The 12,231-nt window shown below is 28.9% G+C and carries 13 protein-coding genes; 6 read left to right on the top strand and 7 right to left on the bottom strand.

What is annotated here, in order from left to right:
* Positions 1-10 precede the first annotated feature (10 nt).
* Together feoB and OCU55_RS10955 are read right to left on the bottom strand one after the other, a co-directional pair.
* Positions 11-1,774 (bottom strand): ferrous iron transport protein B, encoded by a 1,764-nt coding sequence (gene feoB, locus OCU55_RS10960; protein WP_261852357.1) that lies wholly within the window; start codon positions 1,772-1,774, stop codon positions 11-13.
* Positions 1,775-1,800: 26 nt separating this feature from the next.
* Positions 1,801-2,022 carry a FeoA family protein gene (locus OCU55_RS10955; protein ID WP_200274054.1) on the bottom strand — a complete coding sequence of 74 codons (222 nt, stop codon included), beginning with the start codon at positions 2,020-2,022 and terminating at the stop codon, positions 1,801-1,803.
* Between the two features lie 331 nt (positions 2,023-2,353).
* Between OCU55_RS10955 and OCU55_RS10950 the strand changes: the two genes are divergently transcribed.
* Both OCU55_RS10950 and OCU55_RS10945 read left to right on the top strand, forming a co-directional pair.
* Positions 2,354-3,082, top strand: coding sequence for an HAD-IB family hydrolase (locus OCU55_RS10950; RefSeq protein WP_261852356.1), 729 nt, complete (start codon positions 2,354-2,356; stop codon positions 3,080-3,082).
* Positions 3,083-3,097: 15 nt separating this feature from the next.
* Entirely contained in the window at positions 3,098-3,781 is a 684-nt protein-coding gene (locus OCU55_RS10945) for a ribonuclease H-like domain-containing protein (protein ID WP_261852355.1), read from the top strand.
* Between the two features lie 77 nt (positions 3,782-3,858).
* On the opposite strand, the gene OCU55_RS10940 is transcribed toward OCU55_RS10945, so the two are convergent.
* A complete protein-coding gene (locus tag OCU55_RS10940; protein ID WP_261852354.1) occupies positions 3,859-4,725 on the bottom strand; it encodes a ComEC/Rec2 family competence protein in 867 nt (288 codons plus the stop codon).
* Positions 4,726-4,921: 196 nt separating this feature from the next.
* On the opposite strand from OCU55_RS10940, the gene OCU55_RS10935 reads away from it, so the two are divergent.
* A complete protein-coding gene (locus OCU55_RS10935) occupies positions 4,922-5,647 on the top strand; it encodes a lysophospholipid acyltransferase family protein (protein WP_261852353.1) in 726 nt (241 codons plus the stop codon).
* A gap of 345 nt (positions 5,648-5,992) precedes the next feature.
* A complete protein-coding gene (locus tag OCU55_RS10930) occupies positions 5,993-7,738 on the top strand; it encodes a phosphoenolpyruvate carboxykinase (RefSeq protein ID WP_261852352.1) in 1,746 nt (581 codons plus the stop codon).
* A 49-nt stretch (positions 7,739-7,787) separates the two neighbouring features.
* On the opposite strand, the gene OCU55_RS10925 is transcribed toward OCU55_RS10930, so the two are convergent.
* The 3 genes from OCU55_RS10925 to OCU55_RS10915 form a co-directional block, all read right to left on the bottom strand.
* Positions 7,788-8,594: a putative ABC transporter permease gene (locus OCU55_RS10925; protein ID WP_261852351.1), complete on the bottom strand. Its 807-nt coding sequence runs from the start codon at positions 8,592-8,594 to the stop codon at positions 7,788-7,790.
* A 380-nt stretch (positions 8,595-8,974) separates the two neighbouring features.
* Positions 8,975-9,199, bottom strand: coding sequence for a DUF378 domain-containing protein (locus OCU55_RS10920; protein WP_261852350.1), 225 nt, complete (start codon positions 9,197-9,199; stop codon positions 8,975-8,977).
* Positions 9,200-9,330: 131 nt separating this feature from the next.
* On the bottom strand, positions 9,331-9,789 hold the full coding sequence (locus tag OCU55_RS10915) for an Lrp/AsnC ligand binding domain-containing protein (protein ID WP_183276733.1): 459 nt from the start codon (positions 9,787-9,789) through the stop codon (positions 9,331-9,333).
* Between the two features lie 355 nt (positions 9,790-10,144).
* On the opposite strand from OCU55_RS10915, the gene OCU55_RS10910 reads away from it, so the two are divergent.
* Complete coding sequence (locus OCU55_RS10910) at positions 10,145-10,477, top strand: hypothetical protein (protein WP_261852349.1); 333 nt, start codon at positions 10,145-10,147, stop codon at positions 10,475-10,477.
* Between the two features lie 9 nt (positions 10,478-10,486).
* Here OCU55_RS10910 and OCU55_RS10905 read toward each other — a convergent pair whose 3' ends face one another.
* A complete protein-coding gene (locus OCU55_RS10905; RefSeq protein WP_261852348.1) occupies positions 10,487-11,512 on the bottom strand; it encodes a CehA/McbA family metallohydrolase in 1,026 nt (341 codons plus the stop codon).
* A 210-nt stretch (positions 11,513-11,722) separates the two neighbouring features.
* Between OCU55_RS10905 and OCU55_RS10900 the strand changes: the two genes are divergently transcribed.
* A complete protein-coding gene (locus OCU55_RS10900; RefSeq protein WP_261852347.1) occupies positions 11,723-12,223 on the top strand; it encodes a gamma carbonic anhydrase family protein in 501 nt (166 codons plus the stop codon).
* Positions 12,224-12,231: the final 8 nt, after the last annotated feature.

Genomic DNA, 12,231 nt, shown 5'->3' with positions numbered 1-12,231 from the left:
AACACCTTCTTTAAAATATTAAATTGCCGATAGTAAATACTACAAATGCTCCTACCCAAGCAAGTACGAATTGATAACTTGCTGAGAAAACTGCCATTTTTGTACCATACTCTTTTTTCATAGTACCTAAGGCTGTAACACATGAAGTGTAAAGCAACACGAATACCATAAATCCTAATGCACTTACTGTAGTAAAAGTTGAAGCTACAGCAGCATCTAAATTACCACCGTATATAACGGTCATAGTAGAAACTACAGTCTCTTTTGCTAAAATACCAGTTAATAATGCAACTGAAGCTTGCCAGTTTCCAAAACCTAAAGGTGCGAAAATTGGAGCTAATAAATTACCTATATTAAATAAGAAGCTTTGGTTTATATCATTAACCTTACCAGTGAAGTTAAAGCTTTGTAAAAGCCATATTAAAACCGTCATAGCAAATATTATTGTACCAGCCTTTGCTAAGAAGCCCTTACCCTTATCCCAAGTGTTTTTCATAACTGTTCTAAATTCAGGAATTTTATATTCTGGTAATTCAATTATAAATGGTTCCTCATCTTTTTTGAATAAAGTGTTTTTAAACAACATACCAACAAGGAAGGCTACGACGATACCTAGGAAATATAGACCTCCTACAACTAGTCCTGCTTTTGAACCAAAGAAAAGTGGAGCAAATACTGCATATATTGGTAGTCTTGCATTACAACTCATAAGTGGAATTAGTAAAGCTGTAAGTTTTCTATCTTTTTCACTTTCAAGTGTTCTTGCTGACATTATTGCTGGAACATTACAACCAAATCCCATAAGCATTGGAATGAAAGCTTTTCCTGAAAGTCCAGCTTTTCTCATAAGGCTATCCATTATGAATGCTGATCTTGCCATATATCCACTGTCTTCTAACGCTGAAACACATAAGAATAATGCCATGATTATAGGTAAGAATGTCATTATTCCACCTACACCAGCAACTATGCCATCAACAATTAACGATTGAAACCAAGGTGCTGTTCCTGATAAAAGATTAGATAAAAAAGGAATTAAATTATTATTTAAAATTCCATCTAATAAATCTGCAAGGGGTTGGCCTACCCAAGCGAAAGTAAATTGAAACATAAATATCATAATTGCGATAAAAATTGGATATGCTAAAAATGGATTAAGTACTATTCTATCAATTTTATCAGTAAAAGAAAGATTTCCTTTTCCGTTCTTCATTCTTGAAGAATCTATAATTCCATCTATAAAATTATAAGCATCCTTTTCAGAGTTGAAATAATAGTCATTATCATCTATAGTTAGAGGTAATTCATTGTTGACTAACATGTTCTTTACATGATCAATGCCTTTTTTCTTTGAAGCAACCATTGGAATAACTTTAATCTTAAGTTTTTCTTCTAAGGCTTTATAGTCAATTTTAAAACCTTTCTTTTCAGCAACATCAACCATATTTAGTAAGACAACTATAGGTTTTTTAAATTGTTTAAGTTGAAGTGTCAAATATAGATTTCTATCTAGGTTTGAAGCATCAACTATATTAATTATTAAATCTACATTTTCGTTTTCTAAAAAAGTTTTTGATACTTTTTCTTCATTTGAAAATGTGTCCATGGCGTAAATTCCAGGTAAATCTACAATTTTTATGTTATTAAACTTACCTTCTTTTTTTTCTACTGTTACACCAGGCCAGTTTCCTACATATTGATTTGAGCCAGTCAGCGCGTTGAAAAGAGTAGTTTTACCCACATTTGGGTTCCCTAATAGTGCTACTGTAGTCATCAAAAATCCTCCTCTTTAAACATTAATTACTTCTTTAGTAGTATGTTTTTTGCATCATTTTTTCTTATTGCTATGTTGAAACCTCTTAAATTTATTATTAGTGGATCACCTAAAGGAGCTACTCTCTTAAGAGTTACTTCAGTTCCTTCGATACAACCTAGCGCTAGCAATCTTTTAACTAATTTATCATCACCAGAAATCTTGTCCACAACACCAACTTGACCTGGCCTTAAATCGTAAACGCACATTCTTTCCACCTCACATTGAAAATCATTCTCAAGAAAATAATACCACCCTGTTAATAAAAAGTCAAGGTAATACACAAAATAATAATATTTTTAAAATAAAGAATATTAAGAAAATAATTTGTTAGTACAATTAAATTGCTGAATAAGATAATAATATATTTAGTAAATATTGAAAGCGTTAATAATAATTATTATAAAACAAGTGCTATTAACAATAAATAATTGTTAAAATATAAACATAACTTTACTTTGTAATAAGTTTCAATATATAATAGTATGCAAAATTATACAAAGTACTAATAATTGAACTATAATTTATAGGAGGGATAATATGAAGAAGATAGCAGCGTTTTTTGATATTGATGGAACATTATATAGAGAAGGCTTAATAACAGAAATGTTCAAGAAAATGATAAAATATGAAATAATAGAGTCAGAAAAATGGTATAATGAAGTTAGACCTGAATTTTTGAAATGGGATAAAAGACAGGGGGACTATGATGGATACTTAATAAAGATGATTGATATATATCTTGAAGCAATAAAAGGTCTTTACAAACATCAAATAGAATTTATTGCAAAAAAAGTAATTGAACAAAAAGGTGAAAGACTATATACTTTTTCAAGAGACAGAATTAAGTGGCATAAGGAACAAGGGCACATGCTTATAACTATTTCAGGTAGTCCAGAAGAGTTGGTTAAAGAAATGTCTTTAAAACACGGATTCGATGATTATGAGGGTGCAAAGTATTTATTAGATAGTAAAGGGAGATATACTGGTGATGTGATGCCTATGTGGGATCATAAAAGCAAAATGGAAGCTATAAATTGTTTTGTAAATAAATATGATATAGAGTTAGATAATAGTTTTGCTTATGGTGATACTGCAGGAGATTTTACAATGATGAGTCTTGTAAAAAACCCTTACTGTATAAATCCAACAAGAGAATTGCTAAATAAAATACAAAATAATAAGGAGGTTAAAGAGAAGATAAATATTATAGTTGAAAGAAAAGATCTTATTTATAGTTTAAAACCTGACAGATTTGAAATTCTATAAGGAAAGAGTGATAAAGTGATAATAAAGGAGCGAGATGTACCCGTAGGGGAAATTGATGATAGTTTCATCATTAAAGTCAATGATGAAGAGTATGATTGCTCTAAATCAATATTCTTTGATTTAGAGCACTATGTTTATAAGAAACCTAAATGTGTTGGTGTTTTTGGAGCCTGCATATATGATAAGGAAAAAACAGAACTTTTAGTTACTCAATATATGATAGAAAATAAGTACGAAATAAGAGATATACTTATTTTAGCTCAAAAGTATTTTATAAAAGCCTACGAAGAAGGGAAAAGATACATAGTTACTTTTTCTGGAAATAACGATTTTACTGTTATTAATTACCTATTTAATCAATATGGAGTTGAGTTTAAGTTTGATGATTATTTTGTTTCAGTAGATATTCAAAAAGAATATGAAAAGCTTATAAAAATGGGTATCGGTCTTAAAGCCTTAGAGAAGAAGTTTGATATAGTTAGGGAAGGCGAGCTAATGAGTGGTTCGAACCTAGCCAAGACTTTCCATAAGGTTATAAAGGACAAAGATTATATACTGAGAATGCCAAAGGAAAAGGTTGATAAAATATTACAATATAATGAGCAAGACGTGGTCAATCTCTTTCATATATGTATGAATTGGAACAAATACATAAAAGTAGATGAGGGAGATAATAACAGCACCTGTATTAATGAATAATACAGGTGCTGTTATTTTATATTATGTTTTAATTGATTTTAAGTTTAATTCATTGAAACGTTAAAGTATTAATGGGATTACTTTACGGCTATATTGTTTCCATCTGAAGTAATTACTATTGTACCAGATATATCGGTTCTGTATACTTTTACTTTAGCATCCTCAAGAGTCTTTAGAGTTTCTTTGTGGGGATGACCATAATCATTTCCTTTTCCACATGATATGACAGCTATTGAAGGAGAAACCTTAGAGAGAAAATCCTTTCCAGTAGAACTACTGCTGCCATGATGACCTACCTTTAGAACATCTGCTTTAATATCATATTTTTTTTGAAGCACTTCACTTTCTTCTAATTTTTCAGCATCTCCTGTGAAAAGAAAAGAATTCTTTCCATAAGTAACCTTGATAATTGGTGAATAGTTATTAAGATCATCGTACTTTGAGCTGTTTGGAGAGAAAACTTCGACTTTGGTATTTTCTCCTAAATCTATATCGTCGCCCATTCCAGGTTTTATTACATTAATATTCTTATTTTTGTCTTTTAATGCAAGTAACATGTTCTGGAATGTTTTAGTTGTATTTGTTACCTTAGGCGCATAAAACTTACCAATATCATAGGTTTTAATTATATTAGTCATACCACCAATATGGTCTTCATGTGGATGAGTTGCTACAACATAATCTAATCTTTTGATGTTTATTTTCTTTAAGTATGATAATAACTTATCTTCATTTTCTTTAGGACCAGCATCTATAAGAAAATTCTTATCCTTAGTTTGAATTAAAATTGAATCACCTTGCCCAACATCTATATAATGAACTACAAGCTTTCCAGAAGTTAAATTATTTGAAGTGCTGATATCTGTTTTTGAATTAGAACACCCAGCTATAAATAGCGATAGTAATAGAATTAATAAAATAGGTAATTTAAATAGTTTTTTCATGATAATCCTTTCCAATAATAAGTTAATATAGTGTGTTATACATAAATATATATTATAATAAAAGCAACCTTAACAAAAATAGTTTATTATCAAGTTAGCTAAATGTAAAGGTAAAATACTGAAATCTTGCTTTAAATAATTCATCCAAGTATAATAATATATGCAAGATATAAGAAAAGGTTTGAGGTGTAATATAGTGAAAATTTATTTTTTGATGATTTGGTATGGGCTGTACATGATTTTAGAATTCTTTAGAGGTGGAGTTATATTTGTTCTTAAGAAATTTGGAGGCGAAAAAGCTGCAGACAAATATGTAAGAAATAAGTATGTTGCATGGGCGAAATTTAGTATCAATATATTAAATCATAAAGTTGATTCAGTTGGAGTGGAAAATATCCCAGAAGGACCATGCGTATTTGTAATGAACCATCAAAGTTTATTCGACATTCCAACTTTGGTGCTAAATGCAGATAGACTAATAGGATTTATTGCTAAGAAGGAATTGCTAAAGGTTCCGATATTAGGACAATGGCTCAAGGCTGTACATAGCGTGCCTATCGATAGAGAGAATATAAGAGAAGCTATAAATGTTATAAACAAAGGTGTTGAAAATCTTCAACAAGGTTATTCAATGGCAATCTTTCCCGAAGGAACTAGAGCAAAAGATGGTAAACTTAAGGAATTTAAAAAAGGAAGCTTGAAGCTTGCTACAAAAGCTAATGTTCCAATTGTGCCTGTAACAATAGATGGCTCATATAAAGGGTATGAAGAAAAAAAGAAATTTAAAAGTGCTAATATAAAGATAATATTTGATGAACCAATATATCCAGATAAACTTACTAAAGAAGAACAAAGAGAACTAGCAACAATAATACACGATAAGATAGAAGCAAATTTGAAGAAGATGAGACTAGAGGCCTAAAATAGAAGCACTGAATAGATTGATGGGTTTTATTAACAATCTATTTAGTGTTTTTTTCTTATTATAAAAGCAAATATTATTATAGTAAGATTTTGTTTAGAAATTGAAAGTATTTTTAATAAAAAGCTAGTTGCATTTAATAAAATTTCAAAAATCAATTTAGGAACAAGTTAAAATACTATTAAATGATAGCAGTTTAAGTGATAAATGAATATGCTAATATGAAAGAAAATGAAAAAAGGTGTTGGTTAAATTGCATAAGTTATGGTATAATCGAGATAAGGTTTATGTATTTATTATGAATATGCAATTTATAAAAAAAAATCATGCATGAGGGGGCCGAAAATGCGTAAAGAATTTTCAATGAGCAATGATAAGGTAACAATTAATTTTACAGAGAAATATTGCAGTAATTATGAAAGCTTATTGCAAAGCTATGGATTTAAAAGGGTATTAGATACGTTTTTAAAGAAAGCTCAAGTGAGAAACTCCCATAGTTATAAATTACTTGCACAACAATTGGGGACTAAAGACACAAGAGAAATCAGAAAAGCTCTAGTAAGAACCTTTCAATTATTAACTATAATGAGCGCTGATGAAATAATCTCTTACAATGAGGATGTTGAAAAAATAATTGAGGATAGAGAAGGATTTTTTGCCATAATTGAAGACATTTATTCTTTCTGGAGAAGATTAGAGAGATATACGATTATTCATAATAATAGAATCAGAGATGGAATTGCATCAGTAAGCTTTTTAGATGCGAATTCTCAATTCTCAATGCTTATATTAAATTTTTATAGAACTATAGAAAAGAACGTAATAGGAACAATGCCAAATATATTTAGACAACTACCAGCAGGTGGTAACGCATGTATTCTTATAAATAATCCTATATGGACAGTTCCAGAGGAATATAAGGTTTTACAAGATGTTCCGTTTATTGAAACAATAGCATTAGAAACTCCTTTTATAACATATCCTAAGAAAAATACAAGAGATGGTATGTTTACTGAAGTTTATGAGAATCCTTTAGTGCATGGAAAGATAGAAAAAGATAATTGGTTCTGTTACCCAGCAAAAATTGGAGAACTTTTAGCTTTTGTTTACTTCCACAGGGATTTCATGGAACATGGTATAACTTTAAGTAACTTATTTGAACTTGCAAGAGAAGATGAATATAAAGGAAGAAAACCTGATATTGTATACACTTTTGGTGTGGAAGAAGATACAGAAGATCTTAGAACAGTTTTCTACGAAGATAAGAAGAATGATATAATGTATGGTTATGTTAACCATAATGAAAATATAGATTATTTTGGATATATGAAAAAGATGTGTTTGACTTTACACAATCTTATAATGATAAAAAGAGGGTATTTACCAATACATGGTGCAATGGTAAATATAGTTCTTAAAAATGGTAAGAACGCTAATGTAGTAATTATAGGAGATAGTGGAGCAGGTAAGTCAGAAAGCTTAGAAGCATTCAGAGCCTTAAGTGAAGATCACGTAAGTGAAATGACAGTAGTGTTTGATGATATGGGATCATTTAAGCTGAAAAATGAAGGCGTTTTTGGGTATGGAACTGAAGTAGGGGCTTTTGTTAGACTCGACGATTTAGATCAAGGATATGCATTTAAAGAAATCGATAGAAGTATATTTATGAATCCTGATAAGATAAATGCAAGACTTGTAATGCCAGTTTCAACTTATAAAGAGATTGTTAAAGGTTACAAAGTAGATATTTTACTTTATGCCAACAATTATGAGAGAATAGAGCAAGGCGGAAATGCCATTGAATTATTTGAGTCTCCTGCAAAAGCAATCGAGGTATTTAAAGCTGGGGCAAGAATGGCTAAAGGTACAACTACTGAAACAGGATTGGTTACATCATATTTCGCAAACCCATTTGGACCAGCACAAAAGCAAGCAGAAACTGATATATTAATTGATCAATACTTTAACAGAAGTTTTGAAGATGGTATAAAGGTTGGACAAATAAAGACTTGTTTAGCAGTATCAGGGCTTGAAAAAAATGGACCTAAGACTGCAGCACTTGAATTGTTTGAACTTATAAAATCACTTTAATTTTAAAATACAGAAATAAAGGTATACCAGTATTAATACTGATATACCTTTATTTTATTAAATCTCTTAATGATGAGATTTTTTCTTTTAATTCAGTTATTATAGTGTCAAAATAAGCTGATTTCATATTAGGAAAAGCTTTTATAAGACGTTTATGGTTAAAATTAATTTTTGATAGATTTTTATTGTAACTATCAATTAAATCTCTAAATCCTTCTTCCATATCTTGAGCAGTTCCTATAGCCTTTTCTTTAGTTACAGACACTATATATGAGTATCTTCTTTTTAACTCTCCACTTATAAATGTCAATTTAGAGAGGATTATATTAAGTTGGATTAAGGAACTAATAGTTAGAATTAAGTCTATCATAAAATAGCTGACAAGCACGTAAAAAACATAAATACCTACATTTAAAGGTAAGATATTTACGAAAATGAAGAAAATAGGATGAATTATTTTTACAATTGCAACTGCAGCAAGTCCCCAAGCTAATGAAAAATGAAGACATATTCTACCATGTAGATTAAATGGGTCTTCGGTGTAGTCCCACCATTTTGATTTGAATATTTTTTCTAATAGATAGCCTGTAACATACTCTATTATAGATGTTAGTAACGTAGATAATAAATATAATGCAATCAAGTTATCTTTGTAATTGTCAAGAAAAACAATAATTGATACAAATCCTAGTCCATAAATTGGGCAGAATGGACCATATAAAAAACCTCTGTTTACAAAGTAACCTCTATTTGTATAAGCGTAAGCAACTTCAATGCACCACCCTAAAAAAGAGTAAATAGCAAAGAAAAAAACTATTTCATACATGGAAAATCCATTTAGTAGTTGTATAAGCATAATTCACCTCCTTTTGAAAATTGTAGACATTTACTATCTATTATATACTATATTTATTAATATTGATTTAAAAAAGTGTAAATATTATGTATTATATAAGTAATTAAGCATAATATTATAAGAATTATGGAAGTTTAGAGGTGTTAAAATATTTGTGAAAGTATTATATCTTGTTATGAAAATATTGTGTGAAGTCTAGATGGGATTTATTAAGCTGTTGGAAAAACAATTTTATTTTTATTTATTAAAGCTAAAATAATTATTTTATGAAGTGTTATGTGAAATTTATTATTAATTTAGATGTTATTTGAAAAGGATAAGTTTTAGTATATTTTTATACATAATAAATCCCCTTATTTAATAAGGGGATTTATTATTAATTATTCACAGTTATTATTACTATTTGTGCTTGTGTATCTATCTTTTGCAAAAAATGAAATGGCATAAAGTCCTGCAATACCAACAAGGGCATATATAACTCTACTTATAGCTGTCATATTACCAAATAGAGCAGCTACTAAGTCAAATTGGAAGAAGCCAATTAGTCCCCAGTTTATTGCACCAATTATGACTAGAACTAATGCTATTATATCTAGAGTTTTCATTTAAATCACTCCTTTACTTACTTTTCTCTTATATTTTTTCCGAAAAAATATAAATTATGTAGTAATAAAAAAGAAGTTTAATGGAAAATAAAAAAGTCCCAAAAACAGTAAAAAAAGAGCCGATCAGCTCTTTAAAGTTGTATGTTACGATCTATAGGTTGTGACAATGATATAAATGTATCTGTTCTTTCAATACCTGTAACTGTATTTATTTTATTCATTAATATATCTTGAAGGTCAGAAATGCTCTTGCAAATTACTTTTGCAAATACAGAATAATTTCCTGTAATAAGGTGAAGTTCAACAACTTCTTTTATTTTAGATAATTCATCAAATACTGAAGAAAAAGATGATGTTTTATCTACATAAATACCTACATAGCAACAAACGTCATAACCTAGTTTTGGAAGATTTAAAAGAATCCTTGTCCCAGTTATTATTCCTAAGTCTTCCATCTTCTTCATTCTAACATGGATAGTTCCACCGCTAACATGACACATTCTTGCTATTTCTAAATAAGGAGTTCTACAATCTTTAATTAAAATATCTAATATCTGTAAATCTAATTCATCCAAATTAACATTTTGCATAAGCAAAAATTCACCTCTTCTATGTTTTATATCCTATTAGTGTAAGTATCTATATACTCAATTTATATTTTATCAAAAAAAGCATTTTAATTCTACTAAAAAGTTAAAATAATACTGCACTATTTTTTATAATCATCATTTTCTTCATAATTATTGTAAAGTAATTGCATAATCTTGATTATAGAAGAAAATGATGTAAGTATCTATTTTACAACTAAATTTTTTATAAATCAAATTTAAATACATAATAAATATTAAACCTATACAAGTTAAACTTATTCTATTGAAAATGTTTAGATTTTCGTCTAATATAGATTATAAGATGTTAATTTTGCTAGATTAGAGGAGTGGTAGAATGGAACTTGCTAAAAATATTGGATTTCTTTTGTTATTTGCCGTAGTTGTTTTAGCTATATTTAATCTTTTGAAGATATTTGTTTTGGGTAAAATAAATATCAGTAAATGGATAGTCTTGGGTATCGCAATTGTAGTATTTATTTTACCTATTGTATTAAAAATTCAAACTACTATAGCAAGTACAGTGTCTTCAGGTTTATTTGTAATATTATTATTATGGTTCATGGAGATACATCAAGGCACTGCAAAGAAAAAACAAGAAAACAAAGTTACTATAAGACCTAAAGCTAAACCTAATAGGGTTAAGAATATGAATAAGGATAAAAAATAAAAAACTCCGTCAGGAGTTTTTTATTTTTATAAAGATAGGAGAACTTATTGCTTCCCTATTATTTTTTTGAAGTAGCTTAATTACGTACCATCTCTCTTTCTCAGTAGCAGGAAGTGAAATTGAGTATTTTACATTATGGAGAGAGATTTCTTTTAGAGTCTTAAGTATTCTTCCTCCAGAGGTTATTATTTGAACTTGTTCGATGATGTTGACTCTATCTTCTGCATGGATATAAAAATTTAGATTAATATTCTTTTCAATAATAAGCTCTTCTCCCATGAAGGAATTATTAATGGTAAAATAAAATTTTAGCGTTCTAGACTCACTAGAAAAGCATCTTCTATTTCTTAGAGAATTTATTATTGAGGTTTTATCTAACTTGTTTACTAATACTCCAGTTAGATTTTCAGTGTCTCCAAAGTTTATTTGGTGATTATCCTGAGCATTTACTGCTCCGAGCATCCAACCTTTATCAAGCATTGAGAAATATCTTTTTGAATATCTATGATACTTACTTGGATAAGAGCCATTTCCTACTTCTATTGTATTAATAAACTTATTTAAAAAAGGACTAAAAGGTATCTGTTCTACGATACTTCCAGGGTGATTAATTGATATATAACAATTTCCATTGGAAATCATCCAGAGCATTAAGTTGTTAAAGTTTCTAATAACTCCTGAAAAACATGATGATGAATTAACTATATTTAGGTGTCCCCAAGGGTTGGAACTTGCCTCAAAACCAACTATTCCTACAAAGTCTTCATTTTTTTTATTAAATCTATCCAATGATTTCTTTAACTCATCCCATTTGGAGTTATGCTCTTTATGTGAGTTACTTGAGAAATATCGATTATGATCAGTTATTATTAAAAAGTCTAGCCTGTTTTTTTTGGCATATTCTAAGGCTTCTACAGCTGAACATTTTCCGGTTGATATATTAGTGTGGCAGTGAGGTATTCCATATAAGATTTTAATATTCTTTGAATCAAAATTTTGTAAATCCTCTGATCTATGTTTCCTATGTTTGCTCAAATTATGACTCCTATAAATTGCTTTATTATATAATATTATTGTTTCTTATTTTTATTAACCTCTAATTGAATATAAATAATAAATTTTATTAGGAACTATAAATCCACTTTTTAATTAAAAATAAGCTTAAATAAAATTTAGTCTTATAAAATATGGCTATAAAACATTTACTATGGTAAAATAATAGTCATGCATAGGAGGCGATATAAAATGAAGTATTCATTTGATAAAGTTTATCCAAAAATACATGATGAGGCTTATATTGCAGATAATGTAGATATAATAGGTAAAGTAGACATACAGCAAGATGTAAGTATTTGGTTTGGCACAGTTATACGTGGTGATATTAATAGTATAAGTATAGATGAGAGATCAAATATTCAAGATAACAGTACTGTGCATGTAGACACTAATAATCCAGTAGTGATTGGAAAAAATGTTACTATAGGGCATAATTCAATTATTCATGGCTGCACAATAGGTGATAATGTTTTGATTGGAATGGGGTCAATAGTACTAAATGGAGCAACAATTGGAGAAAATACAATAATAGGGGCAGGCAGCATAGTAACAGAAAATAAAAATATACCTTCGGGTGTCTTATGTTTTGGTTCTCCTGCGAAAGTTATAAGGGAACTTTCAGAAGAGGAAATTAGGAACATAGGTGCATCTGCAGAGAGATATATAAACCTTTCAAAAAAATATAAGTAAAGTACGGA

The organism is Clostridium folliculivorans (genome assembly GCF_024341905.1).
GTDB classification, from domain to species: Bacteria; Bacillota; Clostridia; order Clostridiales; family Clostridiaceae; genus Clostridium_AR; species Clostridium_AR folliculivorans.
The sequence above is the reverse complement of the archived record's forward strand: the minus strand, read 5'-3'. Positions and strand labels throughout refer to the sequence as shown.

What these genes read in the sequence shown, in the direction of transcription:
- OCU55_RS10930 (WP_261852352.1), top strand. Translation starts at nt 5,993, where the DNA reads ATGCGTAAAGAATTTTCAATGAGCAATGATAAGGTAACAATTAATTTT.
- OCU55_RS10925 (WP_261852351.1), bottom strand. Translation starts at nt 8,594, where the DNA reads ATGCTTATACAACTACTAAATGGATTTTCCATGTATGAAATAGTTTTT.
- OCU55_RS10940 (WP_261852354.1), bottom strand. Translation starts at nt 4,725, where the DNA reads ATGAAAAAACTATTTAAATTACCTATTTTATTAATTCTATTACTATCG.
- OCU55_RS10915 (WP_183276733.1), bottom strand. Translation starts at nt 9,789, where the DNA reads ATGCAAAATGTTAATTTGGATGAATTAGATTTACAGATATTAGATATT.
- OCU55_RS10955 (WP_200274054.1), bottom strand. Translation starts at nt 2,022, where the DNA reads ATGTGCGTTTACGATTTAAGGCCAGGTCAAGTTGGTGTTGTGGACAAG.
- OCU55_RS10950 (WP_261852356.1), top strand. Translation starts at nt 2,354, where the DNA reads ATGAAGAAGATAGCAGCGTTTTTTGATATTGATGGAACATTATATAGA.
- OCU55_RS10900 (WP_261852347.1), top strand. Translation starts at nt 11,723, where the DNA reads ATGAAGTATTCATTTGATAAAGTTTATCCAAAAATACATGATGAGGCT.
- OCU55_RS10920 (WP_261852350.1), bottom strand. Translation starts at nt 9,199, where the DNA reads ATGAAAACTCTAGATATAATAGCATTAGTTCTAGTCATAATTGGTGCA.
- OCU55_RS10910 (WP_261852349.1), top strand. Translation starts at nt 10,145, where the DNA reads ATGGAACTTGCTAAAAATATTGGATTTCTTTTGTTATTTGCCGTAGTT.
- feoB (WP_261852357.1), bottom strand. Translation starts at nt 1,774, where the DNA reads ATGACTACAGTAGCACTATTAGGGAACCCAAATGTGGGTAAAACTACT.